Source organism: Agromyces italicus DSM 16388 (assembly GCF_000421545.1).
Taxonomy (GTDB): domain Bacteria; phylum Actinomycetota; class Actinomycetes; order Actinomycetales; family Microbacteriaceae; genus Agromyces; species Agromyces italicus.
The window spans coordinates 633477-656605 of record NZ_ATXF01000004.1 but is presented as its reverse complement, the minus strand read 5'-3'; the positions used below and the strand labels follow the sequence as shown (position 1 = coordinate 656605).

Here is a 23129-nt window from a genome sequence, read left to right as displayed (position 1 = left end):
ATCAGCCTGCCGGCTCGAGGTATGCCGCCAGCGCCGGGGCGAGGTATCGCACATAGGCGGCCGTGAGGTGGTTCACATCGCGGTAGACGAGCAGGTTGTCGACGACGACCGGGCACGTGCCGTCACCGCAGATGAAGGGCGTGAGGTCGGCGAACTCACCTCCGCCCGCTTCGACCGCGCGTCGCTCTGCCGATGCCTGGTCGGCATCGAGCACCTCCGATCGCGCGCCCGCGCAATTCAGCACGTCCTCGAGTTGCATCGAGATGCACAGCGACGGGGCCTCGGCGAATCGCGGCGTGTCGGCGATGACGACGACCCGGCTTCCGCTCTCGGTCAATGACGTCACCGTCTGCCGGACTCCGTCCTCCCAGGCGCTCAATCGCTGCCCGGGGTCGGTGGCACCGTCGAGCGGGTATGCCGAGTAGCTCGAGAACACGACGAGATCGGGCGGATTCGCGGTGAGCTCCGCCATGACCGCCTCCCGCCACCGATCGCATGAGGTGTAGGGCACGTTCTTGACGAGGACCGTGACGTCGACGGCCGGACACGACGACTTCGAGTACGCCTTGATGGTCATCTCGGTGTCGCTCGCCGCGAGTTGCTCGAGCGAGGGCAGCCACTGCGCCGAATGCGAGTCGCCGAAGAGCGCGATGTCGTACGACCCCGCGGGGTTCCCGTACACGCAGTCCTGCACGGTCTCCGTGATGGTGTCGTTGTGGCACCCGTCGGGATACAGGGAAGGCACGTCCTCGCCGACCTTCTCGAGCGTCGGTGTGAGGTTCGACGGCACGAACCGCGTCGCCTCGGGCGGCGAGGCCGGGAACGACGGAGGCGCCGCGACCGCCGCTCCTCCCGACAGTTCGCGCGTCGCAGCCCAGCCCACTCCCGTCGCGACCACGAGGGCCATGATCGCCGTCACCGCCGCGGTGCCGAGCAGCGTCAATCGCGGACGCATGCGGACCAGCGCCGCAGGCGAACGGAGCGGTTCCTCCACGAACCGGTGGAGGAGGTAGGCCAGCGGAACCGCCACGACGATGCCGAGGACCACCGTGGCCCAGAGTTCGAGGGGTCGACCGTTGCCGATCGCTGCCTCCGGCACGACCAGGAGCGGCCAGTGCACCAGGTAGAGGGAGTACGAGATGAGTCCGATGAACTGCATGGGACGTACCGAGAGCGCGGCCCCCGGACCACCGGCGGGTCGCGCCGTACCGAAGAAGATGACGGCTGCCGTCCCCACCACCGGCAGCATCGCGGCGACGCCGGGGAACGGAGTCGTGTCGTCGAATCGCACGGCCGCTGCCACGATCATCGCCACGCCGACCCAGCCGCCGACGGCCGCGACCCACGGCTTCATCCTGGGAACCCGTCCGAGCACCGCGGCGGCGACGACGGCACCGATGAGCAACTCCCATGCCCGGGTCGGCAGCAGGAAGAAGGCGAGGGGCTGCTGGGACTGGGTCAGCACGATGCACGCGGTGAGGCTCACCGCGGCGAGCACCGCGATCCCTCCGACGATGCGCGCGCGACGGCGCTGGGCGACGAGTGCGAGCACCAGAAGCAGCACGGGCCAGAGCAGATAGAACTGCTCTTCGACGCCGAGCGACCAGTAGTGCTGGTACGGCGACGGGGAGTGGTCTGCCAAGTAGTCGGTGTTCTGCGCGGCGAACCAGACGTTCGGCACGTACAGCACGGTCGCAAGCGCGTCGCGCAGAACTCGCTCGACTCCCAACGGCGGGAAGAACGCCACGACGGCCACGGCGGTCGCACCGGCCACGACGAATGACGCCGGCAGGATCCGTCGAGCTCGACGGGCGTAGAACTGGGCGAACGAGACCCGGCCGTCGCGCTCGATCGACTCGAGCAGGTGGCTGGAGATCAGGAATCCCGAGATGACGAAGAAGACGTCGACGCCCACATAACCGCCCGGTATCCCGGGAACCCCCGCGTGGTAGAGCAGCACGAGTCCGACGGCGATCGCGCGCAGTCCCTGGATGTCGGACCGGAAGTTCGAAGCCCCGATCCGCTTCGGGTCCGTACGACTGCGCTGAACGTCAGGAGACGGTTGCACGATGCCTGTCGAGCGTGGCGATGACGCGCTCGGCGGCGTGCCCGTCGCCGTAGGGTGCGGCATCCGTCGGCATCGGCGCCGGACGCGCCGCGCCGGTGGCGATCTCCGCCGGCGAGTTCGCGAGAACGTTCCAACCGAGCTCGATCGTCTCGGTCCATTCCGTCTCGCTTCGCACGGTCGTGCACGGCACACGGAGGAGGAACGCCTCCTTCTGCAGCCCGCCCGAGTCGGTCACCACGCCGGCGCTCGCGAGCGTCGCCGCGAGGAGGTCGGGGTAGGCGATCGGCGGATGCTGCTGGAGCGAGCCCTGCGTGAGCGAGACGCCGTGCGCCGACGCCTTCGCGACGACCCGCGGGTGGGCGAGCAGGATGACCGGCTTGTCCAGCCCGGCGAGCCCGTCGACGACCTCTGCGAGCCTGGCTGGGTCATCGGTGTTCTCCGCACGATGGATCGTCGAGACGTAGAATCCGCCGGGTTCCAGCCCGAGCTCCTCCACGAGCAGCGACGGCGTGTGCGCGATCGACTCCCGGACCTCGAACAGCACGTCCGTCATCACGTCGCCGACGAGGACGGTCCGATCTGCGAGCCCCTCGGCGGCGAGATGGTCGACCGCGACCTGCGTGGGGGCGAGCAGCAGGTCGGCCGCGTGATCGGTGAGCACCCGGTTGTGCTCCTCGGGCATACGGCGGTTGAACGAACGGAGCCCGGCTTCGAGATGCGCGACCGGAATGTGCAGCTTGATCGCCGAGAGTGCGGCGGCGACGGTGGAGTTCGTGTCACCGTATGCGAGCACCCAGTCGGGGCGGTGCTCATCGAACACGGCGTCGAGTGCACCGAGCATGGCACCGGTCTGCACGCCGTGCGATCCCGAGCCGACGCCCAGATGCACGTCGGGCGCCGCGATGCCGAGGTCGTCGAAGAACACGTCGGAGAGCATCGGGTCGTAGTGCTGCCCCGTGTGCACGATGACGTGGTCGACGGAGGCCGCGGCTGCGGCCTTCGCGATCGGGGCGAGCTTGACGAACTGCGGGCGCGCGCCCACGACGCTGACGATCTTCACGAACGTCGAGTTTAGCCGCCGCGAGCTCCAGGTGCCCGTCGGGCATCGCGACGCACACGCGCGGGCCTCCGTTGGTAGCGTGGCCGAGTGCAGATCCTCATCATGACGCCATGGTTCCCGACGGCGGAATCCTGGGCGTCCGGGCGGTTCGTCGCGCGCGAGGCAGCGGCACTCGGCGCCGAGCACGACGTGCACGTGCTCCATCTCGACTGGCAGCGAACGAGCGGAGACCCCGAACCAGACGGTCCGTTCACGCTCGAGCGCATCGCACTCTCCCGGGCCGACCCGTTCGACTACCTGCGGGCCAGACGAATCGTCGCCGCCCGCGCCGCGAATGCCGACGTCGTGCATACGCATGCGCTGACGGGGTTGCTCCCGTGGGGCAGGAAACGGCCGACCGACCGCGCATGGGTTCACTCGGAGCACTGGTCGGGCATCACCGCCCCGGCCACCCTCGCACCGGCGGAACGGATGATCAGGCGGATGCTCCTGCCCGCGCTGGGCGGCCCCGATGTCGTCGTGACGGAGAGTCGTCGACTCGCCGACGCCGTACGTGCCCATCGCACGGGGCCGACGGTGATCGTGCCCTGCATCGTCCCGGCGACGGTCGTGGTCGATCCGCCGCGCGAAGCCGTTCTCCGCATCGTCGCGGTGGGTGGACTCATCCCACGCAAAGGGCCGCTCCTCGCGGTCCAGGCCCTCGCTCATCTCGTCGGTGAGGGCTGCGACAGCCACCTGACCTGGGTGGGCGACGGACCGGAGCGCGACGCGATGCTCGCCGAGGCATCCGCCCTGGGGGTGGCGGAGCGGGTCCGGCTCACCGGGGTGCTCGACGACGCGGGCGTTGCTGCTGCCCTCGACGCCGCCGACATCTTCCTGCTGCCCACGCAGGGAGAGAACTTCTGCGTCGTCGCCGCCGAGGCGCTCAGCCATGGCCGCCCCATCGTGAGCGGTGCCGAGACGGGGGCCGTCGACTACGCGGATCCCCAGGTGAGCGTCTTCGTCGCGGAGCAGACGGGCCAGGCCTATGCGGACGCCGTGCTCGCGGTGAGCGCGGCGACGCGCGACCTCTCCGCACAGGACATCGTGGACACCGTCGCCGGCCGATTCACGCCGGCTGCGGTTCGCGCGGGACTGGAGGCGGCCTACGCGATGGCCGGGGTCACCGCGCCGCGCTGAGCGCGATGCGACGCTTCGGAGGTCTCACCAGGTCGACTTGGCTAGAGTATCCGCGTGCGAGTGGTGATGGTGACGGCGTGGTACCCGAGTGTCGCCTCCCCCGTATCCGGGGTGTTCGTCCACCGGGACGCGGAACTCATCGCCACCGAGAACGACGTCGAGATCATCCATCTCGCCCCACCCGGGCGGATCACGCCAGACGATCTCGTGGTCGACCGCCGGAGCGCGATCCCGATCACGCGGATGACCGTCTCCCGTTCCAACCCGCTCGACCTCCGCCGGGTCTGGGGGCCGCTGAAGGCGAGCATCCGGCGCGCCGACGTGCTGCACACGCAAGCGTTCAACACGCTCATGCCGTTCGCCGGCAGACCGGTCGACACGCCATGGGTCCATTCCGAGCACTGGTCCGGCATCGCCGATCCGAGCACGCTGACGTCGCGGGGCCGGGTCGTCCTGCGAGCGACGGCTCCACTGCTCCGTCGACCCGATGTCGTGACGACCGTGAGCACCTACCTGGCCGACCGGGTTCGGCAGCATCGACGCGGTCCCATCTCGATCGTGCCGTCCGTCGTGCCCGCCGCACCCATCGTCGCGCCGCCGCACGATGACACACGTATCCGCCTCGTGGCGGTGGGCGGACTCGTGCACGGCAAAGACCCTCTCCTCGCGCTCGAGACGGTCCGAGAGCTGCATCGTCGCGGGGTCGCCGCGGAGCTGACCTGGGTCGGCGACGGCCCGTTGCGCGAGACCGTCGAGCAGGCGGCACGGCCCGAGGACCGGTTGGAGCTCCTCGGCGCGGTCGACGGCGCCGGGGTCGCCGCCGCCCTCGACGCCGCCGACGTGTTCGTCCTCCCGACCAGAGGGGAGACACTCTGCCTCAGCGCACTCGAGGCCATCACCCACGGCCGCCCCGTCGTCATCGGGGCGCGAGGCGGACAGCGCGACTACATCGTCGCCGACAACGGCGTGCTGGTCGAGCCGCGTACTCCGGCGGCGTACGCCGATGCCGTGCTGAGCCTGTGGCGACGCCGCGCTGAGCTCTCGCCGCAGCTCGTGGCCGCGACCATCGGCGACCGGTTCCGGCCGTCACGCGTGCTGGACGGATACCACGCCGCGTACGAGCTCGCGCGCGGTCGTGGATCGACTACCCGCTGACGCTCCGCTCGGGTGCGAGCGCGGCGATACGGGGGGTCAGCTGACGGCTCCGCTCGAACTGCGTCGCCCACGCCTGCGCCTCGGCACGCTGCGAAGCGGTCTGGGACAGCGCGAGGCGAGCCGCCGCGGAGATCGCCTCCGCGATGTCCTGCGGCGACAGCGAGCGCGTCGCTACCGATGCCGGTGATTCGCGCAGCACCTCGGTGGCCGCATTCGACGGGTCGTGCACCGAGACGACCGGCATGCCGGTCGCCGCGTACTCGAACACCTTTCCGCTCGTGACGTATCGGCCGGTGCCGAGCGCCAGTACGACCGCGTCGAGGCTTCGGTAGGTCTCGCCGATCATCGCCTTGCTCACCGGACCTTCGAAGGTGACCCCGTGCATGCGAGCCCGGTCCAGCGCCTCCGCGAATTCGACGTTCGCAGCGCCGAAGTGCCCGAGGTAGCCGTAGACCGCGAGGCGGGACCCGGCGAGGTCGGGGTTCGACTCCCGCGCGAGCCGCCAGCCCTCGAGGAGCGGCACGAGCGGCACCTTCGACGAGATGGTGCCGATGTAGCCGAACACGAGTCCCTCCTCGCGTTCGTCCCGCACGGGCACCCCGAGCGGCGCGTCGTACTCGTCGTATCCGTTCGCGACCACCCTCATGCGATCGGCCAGCCCGGGGTGCTGCGCGACGTGCCATTCGCGGATCGCGTCATTGACGAACCACACTTCGGCGGCGGTCGCCATCAACCGGCGCTCCCAGCGCCCGACCGCAGGGATCGCGGTGATCTGCTTCCGGCCCGAGAAGACGTCCAGCTGCCACGCGTCCCGGTAGTCCATGACGTGAGCCACTCCGAAGCGGCGGTGCAGGAACCAGCCGGGGATGAAATCGACGTGGGGGTTGGCCGTGCCGATCGCGAGGTCCACGGGATGCGCGCGGTGCACGCGTTCCGCAGCGCGCTCGAGCTCCGGTCGCCACCGTCCGTAGTTCGGCTCGGGGAACCGGATCATGTCGCGCCACAGGTCCATGAGCTTCCACACTTCCGCGTGGCGAGCCCGTCGTCTCGGCCAGGTCGAGATGTCGTTCTGGAACGCCGGGACATCGGCATCGATGCGCACCACGTCGACGCCCGGATGGATGCGCGCCTCGAGCAGTTCGTCCGTTCCGGTCGACTCCTCGAGCAGACGTCGCGGGACGGTCAGGACGGTCACGTCCCACCCGGCCTCGGCGAACGCGTTCACCGTCGCGAGTGCGCGATACACGCCTCCGGCCCGGCTGGGGGGAAAGCTCCACGCGGTGTAGAGCAGGTGCGGGCGGTCGCTCATGCGGTGATCCGATCGATCGCGGCACGCGCCGCGGGATAGCCGAACATCGTGACGGTATTCCGGCCTGCGCGTCCGAGGGCCCGCGCGGCATGCCACGCCGCGAGCGCGCCGTCCCGCTCGGGGGCGACGACGAGGTCGGCATCTGCGAGCGCGCGACGAACCCGCGCATCCCGTCGGGCGGCCCGGAGGAATCGGACGCCGGAATCGAGCGGCGTCAGACGAAGCATCTCACGCGCGACCGCGGTGCGCGACATCGCCCGCACCACCCGTTCCGACAGCCCGGTCGGGCGGTGGAGAACGATCGCCGTGACGTCGTCGACCGGCACGAACGAGACCACGACCACGGAGTCGTCGGTGCTCCGTCGCGGAAGCGATGCTTCGTCGAAGAGGCCGTTCGGAGACATGATCACCACGAGCACCGGGCGCACCTCCGCTTTTTGATCCATGGCATCGCCGCGTTAGTCTAGCCCCACATCTTGGGCGTCGGCCCGCGGGAGGTCGGCCATGACAGACACGCTCTTGATCCTGTCGTTCTCGCGGCTCGAACAGGACGCGAGACTGCGTCGGCAGATCGCGCTCTTCTCCGAGACGTACCGAGTCGTCACGGCCGGGTGGGGCCCGGCGGTGGTCGGCGCAGACCGCCATGTCGAGCTTCCGGTCCCCCCGACTGGCCGACGGCGCCGGGCGCGGTTCTACGCAGAGGGTATGCTCCTGCGGCTGCGTGCGTACCGCCTGCTCTACTGGACGGATCCGACCGTGCGCGCAGCACGGAAGGCACTCCGCAGCGAGCGCCCCGACCGGGTGCTCGCGAACGACATCGAGACCCTCCCGCTCGCGTTGACGCTTGCGCCCGGCCCGAGTGTGCATGCGGACCTGCACGAGTTCTACCCGGGTCTCCACGACGACAACCCGCACTGGGTCCGATGGCGCAAGCCGTACCTGGAGTGGCTCATTCGCCGCTACGCACCGCAGGCCGCCTCGCTCACGACCGTCGGTTCGACCGTCGCCGATGCGTACCGGCCGTTCGACCTCGAGGCCGACGTCGTCACGAACTCTCCTGCGTTCGCGCCGGTGGAGCCGAGCCAGGTGCATACACCGATCAGCATCATCCACCCGGGCGCCTCGCTTCGGAGTCGTCGCCTCGAGAACATGCTCCGCGGCGTGGCTGCGTCGTCGGCGGATGTCTCGTTGACGATGTACCTCGCCCCGAACGACCCGGCCTACGTCGCCGAACTCCGCCGGCTCGCCGCCACGCTCGGTGATCGGGTCCGAGTGGAGGACGCGGTCCCGCATGACGAGCTGCTCGGACTCATCAGCGCTCACGATGTCGGCATCCACGTGCTTCCCCCCACGGTGACGAACAACGCGCTCGCCCTGCCGAACAAGTTCTTCGACTACGTGCAGGCTCGGGTCGGCATCATCGTCGGCCCCACCCCGGCGATGTCGGGGCTCGTCCGAGAGCACTCGCTCGGCGCGGTGACCGATGGCTTCGAAGTCGATGACATCAGGCGCGTCGTCGACGAGCTGACACCGGAGACCGTCGCCCGGTGGAAGGCGTCCGTCGATGCGGCCGCGCGATCGCTCTCGGCCGAGTCGCAACTCCCGGTGTGGGATCGCGCCGTCGGGTCGCTTCAGCCGGCGCGCGAACCCTCCTGAGCCGCGTCATCCCGTCGGGCGGCGGCCATTCGCTCGGCCGCCCTGCGCTGGGCCAGCAGCGACCTGAGCGGCGCATGCCGGCTGAACATCCGGAACGGGTCGGCCGTGATGAGCGCGCTCGGACTCCGCAGCGACGCGCGTCCGCGAAGCATCTCCCGGACGGCCGTATCGTTCCCCGCGCGGAATGCTGCGATGAGCGCTCGATCCCGCCGAGCCAGGATGCCTTGCACGCCGGGCGCCCACGTCAGCACGCGCGCGATGGCGGCATCGATCGCCGTGCGGTCCGCTTCGTCGAGTCCCGAACCGGAGAGGCGGCTCGCGATTGCTCCGATCACATGCACACGCAGGAGCTTCGCCGCGACGGCGCGGCGAGCGGCGACGGTCATGCGGGAGAAGACGGAACTCGATTCCATCGCGATGAGGAAGGCGAAGTCGTCTTCGGCGCGCCCGGGCGCGAACGTGACGCGACCGTCCTGGTCGCCGTGCTCCAGATAGGGCGGCAGCGCGGCGTCGAACACGACGTTCGCCCCCGAGAACCAGAGCTCGAGCGTGTACGCCTGGTCTTCGCCCCGAGGAAGTCCGACGGTGAAGCGCAGATCGGGGAACCTGCTGCGACGAACGAGACCGAGCGGCGCGGCACGCTCGAACAGACGATCCCGATCGCCGTCGAGGGCGCGGATGCGGCCGGGGCGCGGCCGAGGCGCCGTGCCCATGCCGCCGTCGTCGCGCCGGACGGGCGCCACGACGACGTCCGCACGGCTGGCATCGGCGACCTCGATCCAGGCGTCGAGCGCGCCGGGCGCGAACTCGTCGTCGGACCCGATGACACTGACGAATTCGCCCTCCGCGACGTCCAGCCCGGCATTGAACGCGTTCGCCGGCGAGCGAACGCCGTCATCGAGTGCGAGCAGCCGCACCCGGGGATCGTCGGCGAGATCGCCCAGCCGAGCGCGGATCGCCTCGGGAGGGGTGTTGTGCACGACGATCGTGACCCTGAGCGGCACCTGCGAATGCAGCGCCGATGAGACCAGACGTTCGATCGGTCGTGCTTCGGTGTGGACGCCGACGACGACCTCGATACGAGGGGCGCCGAGGACGTCGTCAGCCATGGCTCGGAGTGCCTTCGGCGGAGTCGGCGAGGCCTGCCAGCGCCGCCTGCTGGGCGAACTCCGGCACGTCGCGAACGAGCTGGGCGAACGTGCCCTGCGCGACCAGTCGTCCTCGGCTCATGAAGAAGATGCGGTCCGCCTCCTTGATCGTCGCGAGCCGATGGGCGACGGTGATCGTCGTCGTGGATCCGTGCAGCTCGGCGATCGACTGCGTCACCGCAGCCTCGGTCGCGGTGTCGAGCGCGCTCGTCGCCTCGTCCATCACGAGCACCAGCGGATCGACGTAGAGCGCACGCGCGATGCCGAGACGCTGGCGCTGGCCGCCCGAGAGCGCCATGCCCCGCTCCCCGATCCGCCCGTCGATTCCACCCAGGCGGGTCTCGATCGTGCCGAGCATGTGCGCGCGCTCCAGGGCGGTCCGCACGCGTTCCGCATCGAAGACGTCGGTCCAGGTCAGTGCCACGTTCTGGGCGACGGTCGCGTCGAAGAGCGAGACCTCCTGGGGTACGTACGCGACGCGCCCGCGCCACGCGTCCGTCAGCGAGGTGAGGGGTACGTCGTCGATCATCACCCGACCGGCCGTCGGTTCGATGAGTCCCAGCACGAGGTCGACGATCGTGGACTTGCCGGCTCCCGACGCACCGACGAATGCGGCCGTCGATCCGAACGGAATCTCGAAGGTCAGGTCGGAGACGGCGTCCTCCACGTCGGGAGCGTACGAGAAGCTGACCGACTCGAACCGGATGACGCGGGGATCGACGGGCAACGGCAGCGATTCACGATTCGAGAGATGCGCCGTGAGCGATTCGGATCGTCGGATCTCGTCGACGACCGCCCGGGCGTGGGGCGCACTCACATTGAGCTGCGACAAGACGCCCTGGAAGCGCACCACCGAGGGCGCCATCCGAAAACCGGCGAGTCCGAAGATGGCCACGGCCGCGGTGGCGCCGCCGACGCCGCCCGTCATCCACCCGACCAACCCGACGATGCCGATTCCGGCGATGATCGCCGCCTCGAGGGTATAGCGCGGCACCTGGCCGAGAAACTGCGCGTTGCCCCGCGCCCGCGTGGAATGCGATCGGTTGGCACGGACGACGTCGGCGACCTCGTTCGTCTTGCCCCGCAGCGTCACCTCTTTCAGGGCTCCGACCATTTCGGTGATGAGCCGGGATGAGCGAAGTGAATAGCGCAGTGCGACCAGTCCCGCTTGGCGGGTCCGTCGCGAGATCTGGAAGTTCAGGAAGAGCCCGACGAGCCCGAGATACACGAGGGTGATCGCGCCGATGAACGGCTGCGCGATCGCGAGCACGACGAGGAGGGTGATGAAGTTGAACGCCTCCCCGACGAGGGATGCCCCGGGGAGGACGAAGCCGGAGATCGTCGTGGCGACGCTCGCGTCGGTGATCCGAACGAGATCGGACGAGTTTCTGCGGAGCCGGTCGACCCACGGCGACCTGGTGAAACCGGCGAAGACCCGAGAGCCGAGGTCGAGTTCGTAGCTCGCGAATCTGCGGGTCGCCGCCCAGTACAGGAGGAGCGCGAGCACCCCCTTGAGGACGATGAGCACGCAGACGATCCCGAGCGGGATCAGCACACCGGCTCCGGACACCGACCCGAGAATCGGAAGTTCGACGGGGTTTCCGCTCACCAAAGGGGCCAACACCACTGCGAGGAGGCCGAGCGCAGCGCCGTCGAGGATCGCGAGAAACCCCTGGAGGGTCGCGTACGTCAGCAGGAACCGTCGAGCCTCGTGGGGAAGTTCAGCGAGAACCTGCTTGTAGAGCGTCCAGTTCTCTTTCACAGCGCAGACCGATCTCGGGCCTTCACGCCGTCGACGGCTGCAAGGAAGTGCCGACCTTCGACCTCGGCATTCAAGATCTCTGCTGCCTGATGCGAAGCCGTCTTGAATCGCGCGACATCGTCGGCCGTGACGGCCGCGAGGGTTTCGGCGAGGTCGGATGCCTCGAAGCCCGGCACCACGACGCCGAGTCCGAACTCCCGTACCAAGCCGGCCATCTGCGGGCTCTCGCCCACCACGAGTCCCAGCCGGCCCTGCACTGCCTCGAAGAACTTGTTCGGCAGCGCGAACTCGAGGTTGCGCCCGAGCGGGCGGTAGAAGATGATCTCGACGTCGTAATCGTTGATGCGCTCGGCGATCTCTCGCATCGGGGCAGGCGGCACGATGCGGATGCGCTCGCGCGCCGGGTGCGCATCGATCTGCTCCTGGAGACGGGCGACGACCGGGGGGTTCGGCATGAGCATGAAGGTCATGGTGAACCGCTCGGGGAGCGCCCGCATCGCCTCGAGGATCTCGGTGAACCCGCGTTGCCACGCCGCCAGCCCGTGGAAGAGCAGCCGGATCTCACCCGTGTCGGTCGTGCCCGGCTCCTGGGCGACGAACGGAGGGATGTTGCGGACGGGCACCGGCGGTTCGATGCCGAACTCGTCGACGTAGAGTCGGCCGATCGGCTCGTTCACCACCGACCGGCTCGTGATCGCGTCGTTCCCGATGTGACGCCGGATCCACCGATAGTGGCGGGCGGTCAGGCGTCCGCCGAGCGACCGGCGCCGCCGGGACGGGTTGTGGTACTCGTGAAGATCCAGGTGGACGTGTGCGCGACGGGCGGCACTCGTGAACCACTTCGGGTCGGAGATGAGCGGGCCGAACTCGGTCTCGTTGAAGACGACGAGATCATACCGGCCGGCACGAATGCGTTCGCGCGCGGCCTCGGGGATCCGATCGGCCAGCTGTCGACGGAATCCGATCCTGTGGGGAAGGAAGAGCTGCGCCAAGAGCACACCCGTGCGAGTCGTCGACCATCGCGACGGCGAACCGAGTTCGAAGTGAGTGCCCCGGGCGACGCTCGACCGCGCTCCGAGCCCGATCGTGTCGACGGTCCATCCCGACTCCGTGAGCCAGTCGATCTGGCGGCGAACACGGGGGTCCGTCTCGATGACGGAGTACGAGAGGACCAGCGCGGTGCGGGGTTCGGTCGGATGGCTCGCGCGCGGCTCGACTTCCATGCCTTCTCCTTCATTCACGCGCAGACCGTCGCGCACCATGCTCGAACGGGGACCCGGCCGCAGACTCGGATCGGATGCGGCGGGCACGCCGACGCCTGACAACGCACCAGCGATTGTACCCGTGAGACTCCTCCGTGAGTGCCGTGCGCCGCGACCGCCGATCACCTCAAGGTGGCGGGCGTCCCCTCGCGTGCCGACGCGAGCGCCGACTCGACGACCTCGAGGGTGCGCAAGCCCTGCTCCATCGTGACGACGTGGTTCGGCCGACCGAGCACTGCTTCGCGGAACGACTCCAGTTCCACCCGGAGCGGCTCCCGCTTCGCGAAGGCGAAGCGCGTGACGTCCCCTTCCGACACACCGCGGAAGACGGTCATGGACTCCCACTCCAGCGGGATCGTGCCGTTGGCGTAGAAGGTGAGGTCGCCGGTCGCCGTATCGGCGACGAACGAGCCCTTCTCGCCGGTGACGATCGTGACCCGTTCCTTCATGGGGCTCAGCCAGTTGACGAGGTGGTTGACGATGACGCCGTTCTCGAGACGGCCGGTCATCGCGATCATGTCCTCGTGCTGCCGGCCGCTCTTGAACGTCGTCTGGGCCCAGATGCTGGAATAGGTGCTCTGCGCGACCCACGCGGTGAGGTCGATGTCGTGCGACGCGAGGTCTTTCGCAACCCCGACGTCGGCGATTCGTGACGGGAACGGGCCCTGGCGACGTGTCGCGATCTGGTAGACCTCGCCCGCATCCCCGTCTTCGATTCGGCGCCGCAGCTCCTGGAGGGCGGGATTGAAGCGCTCTATGTGGCCGACCGCGCCCACGAGTCCGGCGCTCGCGAATGCCTCGACCATGCGCTGGCCCGCTTCGATCGAGTGCGCGATCGGCTTCTCGACCAGCGTGTGCACACCCGCGCTCGCGAGCTTGAGCGCCGCGTCCTCGTGGAAACGGGTCGGCACGGCGACGACCGCGAGGTCGATGCCCTCGTCGATGAGTGCGTCGATGTCGGGCAGGATCGGCAGGTCGCCGGCGACACCGTGCGGGTCGCCGCCGGGGTCGGCGATCGCCACCAGGTCGACGCCATCGATCTCGCGCAGCACCCGAGCGTGGTGGCGCCCCATCATGCCGACGCCGAGGATCCCGGCACGCAGCCCGGCCATCAGGCGCCGGCTCCGGCGACGGCGTTCACGGCGTTCACGATGCGCTCCAGATCCGCCTCGCTGAGCGAGGGATGCACCGGCAGTGAAACGACCTCGCGGGCGGCCCTCTCCGTCTCGGGCAGGTCGATTCCGGGAGCGTACGCCGCGAGCGAGGGGAGGCGGTGGTTGGGGATCGGGTAGTAGACGCCGCTCCCGACCTGGTGCTCGTCCTTCAGCGCCTGCACGAAGCCGTCGCGGTCTTCGAGCACGCGAATCGTGTACTGGTGGTAGACGTGCACGGCACCCGCCGCCACCGGCGGCACCACGACTCCGGTGAGATTCGCGTCGAGGAACGCCGCGTTCTCCCGCCGCGAGCGCGTCCACGCGCCGATCTTCGTGAGCTGGACGCGGCCGATCGCGGCGTGGATGTCGGTCATCCGCGCGTTGAACCCGACGATCTCGTTCTCGTACTGGCGTTGCATGCCCTGATTGCGCAGCAGCCGGAGGCGGCGCTCGATCTCAGGGTCTCCGGTCGAGACCATCCCGCCCTCGCCGGACGTCATGTTCTTCGTCGGATAGAGGCTGAACATGGCGAACGCGCCGAAGGTGCCGACGGGCTTGCCGTCGACCGCCGCGCCGTGCGCCTGCGCCGCGTCCTCGAAGAGCTTCAGCCCACGTCGTTCGGCGAGATCACCGAGCGCGGCGACGTTCGCGGGGTGGCCGTAGAGGTGGACCGGCATGATGCCGACGGTGCGCTCGGTGATGAGCGACTCGACCGATGCGACGTCGAGGCCGAAGTGATCGGGCTCGATGTCGGCGAACACGGGGGTCGCCCCCGTCAGGGCGACCGAGTTGGCCGTCGCGGCGAACGTGAACGACGGCACGATCACTTCATCGCCGGCGCCGACACCGGCTGCGAGCAGTCCGAGATGCAGACCGGACGTGCCCGAGTTGACGGCGACGGCCGCTCGGCCGTCGAGCAGCGCGTCGGAGAACTCCCGCTCGAACGCGGCGACCTCGGGTCCCTGCGCGACCATGCCGGAACGTAGCACCGAGTCAACGGCCGCCCGTTCCTCGTCACCGATGATCGGCTTCGCCGCAGGGATGAACTCTGGACCGCTCACGAGCCCACCTTTCCGTGTGTAGATCTGCTCGATGGCACAAGGACGTCCGCCAGCCTACCTTCTCGGAAACCGCCCACCATCGCCCCTCGCGCCCTCGAAGGCCCGCGATTGCTAGGATCACCGTCATGCCCTCGACTCCGCTGCGCCCACTCATCGTGCTGCCGGCGTACAACGAGGAGCAGGCGCTCGGACCGCTGCTGGACGAGATATCCGAGGCGCTCCCGGCGCTCGACTGCCTCGTCGTGAGCGACGGCTCGAGCGATGGAACGGTCGCGATCGCCCGGAGTCGTGGTGTCGTCGTGGTCGATCTCCCATTCAACCTCGGCGTCGGCGGGGCGATGCGCGCGGGCTTCCGCTACGCGCTGCGGAACGGCTATACGGCGGTCGTCCAGGTCGACGCCGACGGACAGCACGACCCTCGAGACGTTCCACGCCTGGTCGCCGACCTCGATCGGGCCGACATCGTGATCGGTGCCCGGTTCGCCGGGGCCGGCGAATACAGCGCCCGGGGCCCTCGCCGGTGGGCGATGAAGGTCCTCGCCTCGGTCATCGGGCGGATCGCCCGCACGAAGCTCACCGATGCGACCAGCGGGTTCAAGGCGAGCGGCCCGAAGGCCGTGCGGTTGTTCGCGGAGATGTATCCGGCAGAGTACCTCGGCGACACCGTCGAGGCGCTCGTGATCGCAGCGCGCGCCGGGCTCCGGATCCGGCAGTCGCCGGTGGCGATGCGCGACCGCCAGGGCGGCGTGCCGTCCCACCATCCGGTGAGGGCCGCAGCGTACCTCGCGCGCGCGAGCATGGCGCTCATCTTCGCGATGACTCGTTCCAAGGTGGAGCTCACGAAAGCCGAGGTCGCACAGTGAGCACGATGACGTACCTCCTCTCGGTCGCTGCGGCGGTGATCGCCCTCTTCTCGGTGATCGAGCTCCTCCGGCGCCGTCGCCTGCGCGAGCGGCATGCGATCTGGTGGATCCTCGCCGCGACGCTGGCGCTGGTGGCTGCGCTGTTCCCGGCCAGCGTCGCCTGGCTCGCCGCGGTCGTCGGCGTCGGCCTGCCGAGCAACCTCGTCTTCTTCGTCTCGATCGTCCTGCTCTTCCTGGTGAACCTCCAGCACAGCGCGGAACTGACCGACCTCGAGGACAAGACGCGCACGCTCGCCGAGGAGTCCGCGCTCCAGAAGGTACGCTTGGAGCGGCTCGAAGAGCGGATCGACCCGAAGCGCGACCGCCCTGATGCCCAGCCCTGAGGCGCCGAGGCGCCTGCGAAACGTCCCCGCCTGAGCAAGAAGGAGTCCATCGTGGCAACCATCGCGGAGAGCGCAGACGTCTCCCCCGACGCACGCATCGGCGACGACACGAAGATCTGGCACCTCGCGCAGGTCCGCGAAGGCGCGGAGATCGGCGAGCGCTGCATCGTCGGGCGAGGTGCGTACATCGGCTCGGGCGTCCGCCTCGGCGACGACTGCAAGATCCAGAACTACGCGCTGGTCTACGAACCGGCACGACTCGCCGACGGCGTGTTCGTCGGCCCTGCCGCGGTGCTCACGAACGACACGTACCCTCGCGCGATCGCGCCCGACGGGTCGATCAAGACCGCGTCGGACTGGGAGCCCGTCGGCGTCACGATCGAGCGCGGCGCCTCGATCGGTGCCCGCGCCGTCTGCATCGCGCCGGTCACGATCGGAGCCTGGGCCACCGTCGCGGCGGGTGCCGTCGTCACGAACGACGTTCCGGCGTTCGCGCTCGTCGCGGGTGTTCCGGCTCGCCGGATACGCTGGGTAGGCCGAGCCGGCGTGCCGCTCGAGGAGACCGGCGACGGAGCATGGGTCTGCCCGCAGACGGGTGCTCGCTACGCCGAGTCGAACGGCGTGCTCCACGAGGTGGTTGAGTGAGTCCCTCGAGGGCTCCGAAGAACCCCGCCGCTGCCCGCATCGTCCTCGCGACCAGGCTCTTCGCCCCCGAGGTCAGCGCCGGCGCGTTCCGGCTGCGCGCACTCGCCCGGTCGCTGATCGAGCGATCGGCGACGGTGCGGGTACTGACCACGACTCCGCCGCCCACAGCGCCGACGGGTGTCGAGGAGGAGTCCGCCGGTCTCGAGATCTCGCGCTTTCCTGTGCTTCGCGACGCCGGCGGAAACGTTCGCGGCTACCTGCAGTACCTCAGTTTCGACATCCCCCTGGTGTTCCGGCTCCTCGGGAACCGGTACGACCTGGCCGTCGCCGAGGCACCGCCGACCACCGGCATCATCGTCGCAGCGATCAGCGCACTGCGACGTCGCCCCTACGCCTACTACGCCGCCGACATCTGGACGGACGGCGTCGCCGCGATCGGCGCGCCGCGGTTCGTGGTCTCGATCATCCGTCGGCTCGAGGGCGTCACGATGCGGCACGCCGCGACCGTGCTGTCGATCTCCGATGAGGTCACCGAGCGGATCGCTCGATTCGGCGTCGACCGCGAGCGCATCGCCACCGTCGGAAACGGCATCGACACCGAGATCTTCGGTCCCGACGGCGCGGTCGCCGACGACGGCGCGCCGTACTTCGTGTACACGGGGACGATGTCGGAGTGGCAGGGTGCCGAGGTGTTCATCCGGGCGCTCCCCCTCGTTCGCGAACGATTCCCCGAGGTCCGGCTCGTGTTCTTCGGTCAGGGTTCCGCCGAGGCGAGCCTGCGTGCGCTCGCCTCGCAGACGGTTCCCGACGCCGTCGCCTTCGGCGGCGTCGTCGCCCCCGAGCGATCGGCCGAGTGGATCCGCGGGGCGGTCGGTGCTCTCGTGAGCATCGCGCCCGGACTCGGCTACGACTTCGCGCGGCCGACCAAGACCTACGCCGCGGCAGCGTGCGGCACCCCGGTCGTGTTCGCAGGATCCGACGTGAGCAGCGGCGGAAGGCTCGTGCAGGAGCACGCGCTCGGCATCCACGTGTCGTTCACTCCCGAGTCGGTCGCCGCGGCGATGCTCGGACTGCTGGGCGAGCACGGGACAGCACAGGCGGCGGAGGAGCGGCGCGTCCGTGCAGCATGGATCGAGGGCAACGCGTCGCTTCGCGCGGTCGGGGATGCCGCGGCCGACGCGGTGCTCCGCCCACTCGGCTGACACCCGGGTTCGGCCGCGGCGTGTCGAGTACGATGAACCGTCCCTCAGAATTGGAGCCGAGCACGTGACTTTCGACCCCTCGTGCGATCGGGGTCTCGACCGATCGCCCGTCGGTACGTCCGCCGACTCGGCCGGCGCAGGCTGACGCCAGGATGACCTGGTTCGAGTTCATCCCCGTCTTCGCCACGGTCGTCGCGCTCCTGATCGGCATCGGCGCGCCGATCGCGGGTGCCGTCGGGCTCCGCGGCATCGCGTTCATCGGCGTCGCCATCGGTTCATCGGTCGCCTCGATCGGGCTCTCGTCGGTCATCGCGCCGTGGATCGGCCTGTCCTGGACGGTGTTCGCCCCGCTCGGGTTCTCGATCCTGGTCGCGCTCGCGCTGCTGCTGCTCCGCCGTCGACTGACGATCGCGCCTCGACCCGGGGGCCGCAACGAGTGGGGTCGTCCGTTCCTCGCGCAGCTCTTCGGCGTACTCCTGGGTTCCACGCTCGCACTGGCCTGGATCGCTCCCCAGATCGGCGATCCCGGTCATCCGGCGCAGACCTACGACACGGTCTTCCATCTGAACGCCGTCGAGTGGATCCTCGACACCGGCAACGCCTCCCCGACCGCGATGACCATGACCACCCCGGGGCGCACGACCGGTTTCTATCCGACGCTCTGGCACGCGATCGTCGCGATCGTCGTCCAGCTGACGGGTGCGTCCATCCCCGTCGCGACGAACGCCGTCGCACTCGTCGTCGCGTCCGTGGTCTGGTCGGTCGCCTGCGTGTTCTTCGCACGGGTGCTGTTCGGCCGCGCGCCGTTCCACGCCGTTCTCGTCGGCGGCCTCAGCGCGGTCTTCGGCGCGTTCCCCGCGTTGCTTCTGCGGTTCGGCGTGCTCTACCCGAATCTGCTGGCCGTGAGCCTGCTCCCGATCGCCCTGGCGCTGCTCGCAGCGCTCGTCCAGGGTCGACCACGGCTCGGCATGCGGCCGGTCGCACTCGCCCTCGCCGCCGCATTCGTCATCGCGGGCTTGACGCTCGCGCATCCGAACGCGCTGTTCAGCCTCTTCGTGCTCACCGTTCCGCTCGTCGTCGACGCGGTCGTGCGCATCGTCCGGCGCAGCGCACCCGAACGCCGCGTTCGCACGGCGCTGATCTCGGCGACGGGGGCGGCGGCGCTCTTCGCCGTCGAGGCGTTCGCGTTCTCCCGGGCGACGACGTCCGACAACGGGTGGATGCCCAGCCGGAGCTTTCCGGCGGCAGTTCGCGAGGCCCTCACGAACAGCCCCCTCGACCTCGACTACGCCTGGGTCGTGAGTGCGCTCATGCTGATCGGACTCGTCGTCGCGATACGGCGGCCTCGGCTCCGCTGGGCTGTCGCGGCGTACCTTCTGAGCGTCCTGCTCTACTCGGTCGCGATCGCGTGGCCGGCGGGTGATCTGCGCACGGCGATCACCGGGACCTGGTACAACGACTCGTACCGGCTCGCCGCGCTGACCCCGGTGCTGGCGATCCCGTTCGCCGCGCTCGGTGCCGTACGGGTCGCCCGCTGGCTCGTCCGGGGGGTCCGACTCGGTCGCGATCGGTCGCGACGGACCGCGGGTCTGCGCCCGCTCGCGACGATGATCATCGTCGGTGCGCTCGCGATCGGTGTTCCGTACGCCACGACGGTCATCGACAGCAGCCGGGTCATCGCCGACCGGTACCGCCTCGACGACGCCAGCATGATGGTCTCCGACCGTGAAGCCGCCTTCTTCGAGCGCATCCCCGAGCTGGTACCCGAGGACGCCGTCATCGCGGGCAATCCATGGAACGGGAGTTCCCTGGTGTACGCCTACACCGGCCTGCGCACAGTGTTCCCGCACGTCGGCGGCGCATATCCCGGCGGGTACTGGGCGCTTGCCGACGGCCTTGCGGAGGCCACCCCCGAAGCGTGCGAATCGGCACGCGACCTCGGCGTGACCCACGTCCTCGATTTCGGCGATCAGTACATCTTCGAGGAGGATGAGCGCGCCGAGAAGTACCCCGGGCTGACCGAGCTCCGCGAAGGGCCCGGCCTCAGGCTGATCGCCGCAGACGGCGAACTCGCGCTCTACAAGGTCGTCTGCGACTGAGTCGACTGCGGCCTGACCGCCGGTTCGCGTCAGTCGCGCGCGGCGCCCCCACCCGCGATCAACCGGCGATACGCGACCTTCCGCAGCCCTTCGGGCACGAAGCGGTACACCCCGCGCACGGTCACGTTGCGCAGGTACTCCCACCGGCTCGTGAAGCGGATCCTCCGCAGCGCCCGCTGCAGCTCCAGTTCGCTCCTCCACTGCGCCCTGCCGCCGCGGCGCGCGTAGGCGCCGGCTCCGACGCGGTACATCACGAGGGGTTCGGCGAGATTCTCGACGGATGCCCCGGAGTCGATCATCCTCGCGAACAACCAGTAGTCCTCCATGAGCCCGAGCGGCTGATAGCCGCCCGCCCGCTCGACCGCGCTGCGGCGGTACATCACGGTCGGGTGGCTGAACGGGTCGTGGAACCTCGCGTAGCGGGCGATCTCGTCGTGTCCGGTGCGGGGGGTGCGCCGGCCGACGATGGCACCGCCGTCGTCGAGGAACTCGAACATGCCCGTGCCGACGAGGTCGACGCCGCCCTCGACGATCGGCAGCTGCTTGGCGAAGCGCTCGGCGAGCGAGATGTCGTCGGCGTCGATGCGGGCGACGATCTCGTGCTCGCAAAGCGTGAGTCCGAGGTCGAGCGCGCGGGCGAGCCCGACGTTCTCGTCGATGACGTGACGGGTGACGGGCACGGGGCTCGCCTCGACGACGCGGTCGATCGCGGCCGCGAGCTCATCGCCGACCGGGCCGTCCTGCACGAGCACGACCTGCGCCGGTTTGACCGTCTGATCGCCGACGCTCGAGGTGAACGCCTTCGCGAAATGGGCGGCGTCGTCGCCTCGGTAGACCGGCATGAGCAGCGAGAAATCCGCGCTCATGCGGGCTCCACCTCCGCCACGGCGTCGCTCGCGCGCCCGAGGCCGGCGAGGGCCATCGCGTTCGGCCGCGGCCTCGTGCGGGTGCCGTCGCGATAGCCGCGCCTCCACCCGTCGCGGAGCACCGTGCGATCGGCTGAGCGCACGACGGTGCGGATCCAGCGGCGCACACTCGACGCGCCGTACACCGCCTTCTCGAACGGGCCGAGGCTCTGGGAACGCCGGAACATCCACAGCTTGTTGCGCACCTCGTAGTAGAAACGCGGACCGGGATCGGCATCGCTCGCGCCGAGCACCTTGGTCTTGTGCACGACGACCGAGGCGGGCACGTGCAACCCGGTGCGGCCGCGCAGCGCCCGGGTCGAGTACTCGAAGTCGTCGTTCCAGATGAAGTAGTCGGCGATCGGCAGGCCGATCTCGCGCACGACGCCGGCGCGCACGAGCATCGAGACGAACGAGGTGCTGCGAATGGGGATGCCGCCCCGGCGCGCCGCGGCGACGCGCTCCGCCTTGCCGACGAAGGGCTTCTCGCGCGGGGTGTTCATGGGATGCTCGGTGCCGTCGTGCCACACGACGCGGGAGCCCGCGACGACGTGGTCGGTGCCGTCGACCGCAGCGAGGAGTTCGGTGAGCGCGCGCTCGGTCGGGACGGTGTCGTCGTCCATGAGCCAGAGCCAGTCGGGGTCGTGGTCGGCGAGTGCGACGGCCATGCCCGCGGCGAAGCCGCCTGCGCCGCCCGTGTTGCGCGGCAGGGTCACGAGGTCGACGAGTTCGCCCGCCCCGCGTGCGACGTCGGCCGAGGCATCCGTGGAGGCGTTGTCGACGACGACGACCTTCTCGAGCGCGGTGCGCTGGGCGCCGAGCGCGTCGAGCACCTCGGCGAGGAGCTCGGCCCGGTTGTAGGCGACGACGACGGCGACGACGCGCGGTGGCACAGGTGACGGACTCATCGACTCTCACTGATCTCGGGAGGATCTCCCCGACTCCCGGGAAGGCTCCCCACTATCTTGCCCTGTCTGCGGGGCCGGGCTTTCCACAGAAGCGGGCTCTCGACAGATTCTCGGGGAGCGGGGCGATAGATTGGGTGATTCGACCGTACGACATTCGAAGGAGGGGCATGCCCACCACACTCCGGATGATCGTCGACCAGGTCGTCGCGCCGGTCTCCGGAGCGCTCGGCCGCTACACCGAGGCGCTCACGGCGTCGCTGATCGCGGCTGCTCCCCCCGGGTGCGAGGTCGAGGGCGTCGTCTCCTCCTCGCTGCCGAACGACTACGAGCTCGTTCTCGAGCGCCTGCCCGGGCTCGCAGGCCTGTACAAGTCGAGCCTCGCGCGGCGCGAACTCGCTGCGGCGTGGCAGTTCGGTCTCACGACCTCGCCCGGCGGCGGAATGATCCACGCGCCGAGCCTGTTCGCACCGTTGCGTCGGCACAACGCCTCGGCCGGCGTCGATCAGACGGTCGTCACCGTCCACGACCTCCTCGCGTGGACGAATCCCGAGTCGCTCACGCCGACCACGGTCGCCTGGCACAAGGCCATGATGAAGCGCGCGCGCAAGCACGCCGACGCCGTCGTCGTGCCCACGCACGCCCTCGCCGAGCGTCTCGCCCTCGTCGCCGACTTCGGCGACCGGGTGCGGGTGATCGGCACCGCTCCGCGCCTCGGCCTCAAGCTCCCGCGCGACGCCGCCGACCGCGCGGCGCGCTTCGCACTGCCGGGCGGGTATCTCGTCACCGCCGGATCGCTCGATCCGGGCAACGGCGTGGGCGATCTGCTCGAGGCGCTCGGCCGGGACGACTCCCCCGACCTCCCGATCATCGTGCTCGGCCCCGAGAACTGGGGCGAGCAGCATCTCGCGACGGTCGCCGAGGAGGCCGGCGTGTCTCGCGGAAGGGTTCGGGCGCTCGAGCTCGACGACCCGGCGGATCTCGCGACGGTCCTGTCGGGCGCCACCGCCTTCGTCGCCCCGAGCCACGACGAGGGCTCGGGCACCTCGCTCATCGAGGCGTTCAGCCTGGGCGTCCCCGTGATCCACTCCGACACCCCCGCGTACGTCGAGGTCGGTGCCGAGGCCGGCCGTGCCGTCGCCGTCGGCGGCGGCGCGGGGTACGCCGAGCGCCTCGCGGCGGCGATCACCGCGGTCGTCGAAGATTCGGAGCTGGCCGATCGCATGTCGATCGCGGGCACCGACCGCGCGCAGGCCTTCACCTGGCGCGACTCTGCCGAACGCGTCTGGCAGCTGCACGCCGACCTCTGATCT

General features: G+C 69.8%; 20 protein-coding genes. 9 read left to right on the top strand and 11 right to left on the bottom strand.

Going from position 1 to position 23129, the window contains the following annotated elements:
• Position 1: 1 nt before the first annotated feature.
• Positions 2–2068, bottom strand: a complete 2067-nt coding sequence (locus tag H516_RS0103400) for an acyltransferase family protein (RefSeq protein WP_022888317.1) — start codon at positions 2066–2068, stop codon at positions 2–4.
• On the bottom strand, positions 2052–3128 hold the full coding sequence (wecB, locus tag H516_RS18050; protein WP_022888316.1) for a non-hydrolyzing UDP-N-acetylglucosamine 2-epimerase: 1077 nt from the start codon (positions 3126–3128) through the stop codon (positions 2052–2054). Before wecB ends, H516_RS0103400 begins: the two co-directional genes overlap by 17 nt.
• 87 nt (positions 3129–3215) lie before the next feature.
• On the opposite strand from wecB, the gene H516_RS18045 reads away from it, so the two are divergent.
• A complete protein-coding gene (locus H516_RS18045; protein WP_022888315.1) occupies positions 3216–4307 on the top strand; it encodes a glycosyltransferase family 4 protein in 1092 nt (363 codons plus the stop codon).
• A 54-nt stretch (positions 4308–4361) separates the two neighbouring features.
• Positions 4362–5462 (top strand): glycosyltransferase family 4 protein, encoded by a 1101-nt coding sequence (locus H516_RS18040; RefSeq protein ID WP_022888314.1) that lies wholly within the window; start codon positions 4362–4364, stop codon positions 5460–5462.
• On the opposite strand, the gene H516_RS18035 is transcribed toward H516_RS18040, so the two are convergent.
• Positions 5452–6771, bottom strand: coding sequence for a glycosyltransferase (locus H516_RS18035; protein WP_022888313.1), 1320 nt, complete (start codon positions 6769–6771; stop codon positions 5452–5454). The genes H516_RS18040 and H516_RS18035 overlap by 11 nt on opposite strands.
• On the bottom strand, positions 6768–7217 hold the full coding sequence (locus H516_RS0103375; protein ID WP_157432128.1) for a hypothetical protein: 450 nt from the start codon (positions 7215–7217) through the stop codon (positions 6768–6770). Before H516_RS0103375 ends, H516_RS18035 begins: the two co-directional genes overlap by 4 nt.
• A 58-nt stretch (positions 7218–7275) precedes the next feature.
• On the opposite strand from H516_RS0103375, the gene H516_RS0103370 reads away from it, so the two are divergent.
• The gene (locus H516_RS0103370) at positions 7276–8427 is read left to right on the top strand and encodes a glycosyltransferase family protein (protein WP_022888311.1); all 1152 of its coding nucleotides are present in this window, start codon (positions 7276–7278) and stop codon (positions 8425–8427) included.
• On the opposite strand, the gene H516_RS21125 is transcribed toward H516_RS0103370, so the two are convergent.
• The 5 genes from H516_RS21125 to H516_RS0103345 form a co-directional block, all read right to left on the bottom strand.
• On the bottom strand, positions 8403–9536 hold the full coding sequence (locus H516_RS21125; protein ID WP_022888310.1) for a glycosyltransferase family 2 protein: 1134 nt from the start codon (positions 9534–9536) through the stop codon (positions 8403–8405). The two genes, H516_RS0103370 and H516_RS21125, sit on opposite strands and share 25 nt — an antisense overlap.
• The gene (locus tag H516_RS18025; RefSeq protein ID WP_022888309.1) at positions 9529–11337 is read right to left on the bottom strand and encodes an ABC transporter ATP-binding protein; all 1809 of its coding nucleotides are present in this window, start codon (positions 11335–11337) and stop codon (positions 9529–9531) included. The genes H516_RS21125 and H516_RS18025 overlap by 8 nt, the downstream gene beginning before the upstream one ends.
• On the bottom strand, positions 11334–12560 hold the full coding sequence (locus H516_RS0103355; RefSeq protein WP_157432127.1) for a glycosyltransferase family protein: 1227 nt from the start codon (positions 12558–12560) through the stop codon (positions 11334–11336). The genes H516_RS18025 and H516_RS0103355 overlap by 4 nt, the downstream gene beginning before the upstream one ends.
• A 161-nt stretch (positions 12561–12721) precedes the next feature.
• The gene (locus H516_RS0103350) at positions 12722–13711 is read right to left on the bottom strand and encodes a Gfo/Idh/MocA family protein (protein WP_022888307.1); all 990 of its coding nucleotides are present in this window, start codon (positions 13709–13711) and stop codon (positions 12722–12724) included.
• The gene (locus tag H516_RS0103345) at positions 13711–14814 is read right to left on the bottom strand and encodes a DegT/DnrJ/EryC1/StrS family aminotransferase (RefSeq protein ID WP_022888306.1); all 1104 of its coding nucleotides are present in this window, start codon (positions 14812–14814) and stop codon (positions 13711–13713) included. The genes H516_RS0103350 and H516_RS0103345 overlap by 1 nt, the downstream gene beginning before the upstream one ends.
• Positions 14815–14939: 125 nt before the next feature.
• On the opposite strand from H516_RS0103345, the gene H516_RS0103340 reads away from it, so the two are divergent.
• From H516_RS0103340 to H516_RS0103320, 5 genes are all read left to right on the top strand, one after another.
• Positions 14940–15677, top strand: coding sequence for a glycosyltransferase family 2 protein (locus H516_RS0103340; RefSeq protein WP_022888305.1), 738 nt, complete (start codon positions 14940–14942; stop codon positions 15675–15677).
• 5 nt (positions 15678–15682) lie between these two features.
• Positions 15683–16060: a DUF2304 domain-containing protein gene (locus H516_RS0103335; RefSeq protein WP_033196776.1), complete on the top strand. Its 378-nt coding sequence runs from the start codon at positions 15683–15685 to the stop codon at positions 16058–16060.
• A 51-nt stretch (positions 16061–16111) separates the two neighbouring features.
• A complete protein-coding gene (locus tag H516_RS0103330) occupies positions 16112–16705 on the top strand; it encodes an acyltransferase (protein ID WP_022888303.1) in 594 nt (197 codons plus the stop codon).
• A complete protein-coding gene (locus tag H516_RS0103325; RefSeq protein WP_022888302.1) occupies positions 16702–17907 on the top strand; it encodes a glycosyltransferase in 1206 nt (401 codons plus the stop codon). The genes H516_RS0103330 and H516_RS0103325 overlap by 4 nt, the downstream gene beginning before the upstream one ends.
• Before the next feature lie 152 nt (positions 17908–18059).
• Positions 18060–20006: a DUF6541 family protein gene (locus tag H516_RS0103320; RefSeq protein WP_022888301.1), complete on the top strand. Its 1947-nt coding sequence runs from the start codon at positions 18060–18062 to the stop codon at positions 20004–20006.
• A 29-nt stretch (positions 20007–20035) separates the two neighbouring features.
• Here the strand turns inward: H516_RS0103320 and H516_RS0103315 are convergent, their stop codons facing one another.
• Complete coding sequence (locus H516_RS0103315) at positions 20036–20872, bottom strand: glycosyltransferase (RefSeq protein ID WP_026378366.1); 837 nt, start codon at positions 20870–20872, stop codon at positions 20036–20038.
• Positions 20869–21819 (bottom strand): glycosyltransferase, encoded by a 951-nt coding sequence (locus tag H516_RS0103310; RefSeq protein ID WP_026378365.1) that lies wholly within the window; start codon positions 21817–21819, stop codon positions 20869–20871. Before H516_RS0103310 ends, H516_RS0103315 begins: the two co-directional genes overlap by 4 nt.
• Positions 21820–21986: 167 nt before the next feature.
• On the opposite strand from H516_RS0103310, the gene H516_RS0103305 reads away from it, so the two are divergent.
• A complete protein-coding gene (locus H516_RS0103305) occupies positions 21987–23126 on the top strand; it encodes a glycosyltransferase family 4 protein (RefSeq protein ID WP_026378364.1) in 1140 nt (379 codons plus the stop codon).
• Positions 23127–23129: the final 3 nt, after the last annotated feature.

Bases quoted from the DNA above. Each gene is read 5' to 3' on its own strand.
- H516_RS18035 (WP_022888313.1), bottom strand. From the start codon at position 6,771: ATGAGCGACCGCCCGCACCTGCTCTACACCGCGTGGAGCTTTCCCCCC.
- H516_RS0103375 (WP_157432128.1), bottom strand. From the start codon at position 7,217: ATGGATCAAAAAGCGGAGGTGCGCCCGGTGCTCGTGGTGATCATGTCT.
- H516_RS0103370 (WP_022888311.1), top strand. From the start codon at position 7,276: ATGACAGACACGCTCTTGATCCTGTCGTTCTCGCGGCTCGAACAGGAC.
- H516_RS21125 (WP_022888310.1), bottom strand. From the start codon at position 9,536: ATGGCTGACGACGTCCTCGGCGCCCCTCGTATCGAGGTCGTCGTCGGC.
- H516_RS0103355 (WP_157432127.1), bottom strand. From the start codon at position 12,560: ATGGAAGTCGAGCCGCGCGCGAGCCATCCGACCGAACCCCGCACCGCG.
- H516_RS0103350 (WP_022888307.1), bottom strand. From the start codon at position 13,711: ATGGCCGGGCTGCGTGCCGGGATCCTCGGCGTCGGCATGATGGGGCGC.
- H516_RS0103340 (WP_022888305.1), top strand. From the start codon at position 14,940: ATGCCCTCGACTCCGCTGCGCCCACTCATCGTGCTGCCGGCGTACAAC.
- H516_RS0103335 (WP_033196776.1), top strand. From the start codon at position 15,683: ATGACGTACCTCCTCTCGGTCGCTGCGGCGGTGATCGCCCTCTTCTCG.
- H516_RS0103320 (WP_022888301.1), top strand. From the start codon at position 18,060: ATGACCTGGTTCGAGTTCATCCCCGTCTTCGCCACGGTCGTCGCGCTC.
- H516_RS0103315 (WP_026378366.1), bottom strand. From the start codon at position 20,872: ATGAGCGCGGATTTCTCGCTGCTCATGCCGGTCTACCGAGGCGACGAC.
- H516_RS0103310 (WP_026378365.1), bottom strand. From the start codon at position 21,819: ATGAGTCCGTCACCTGTGCCACCGCGCGTCGTCGCCGTCGTCGTCGCC.
- H516_RS0103305 (WP_026378364.1), top strand. From the start codon at position 21,987: ATGCCCACCACACTCCGGATGATCGTCGACCAGGTCGTCGCGCCGGTC.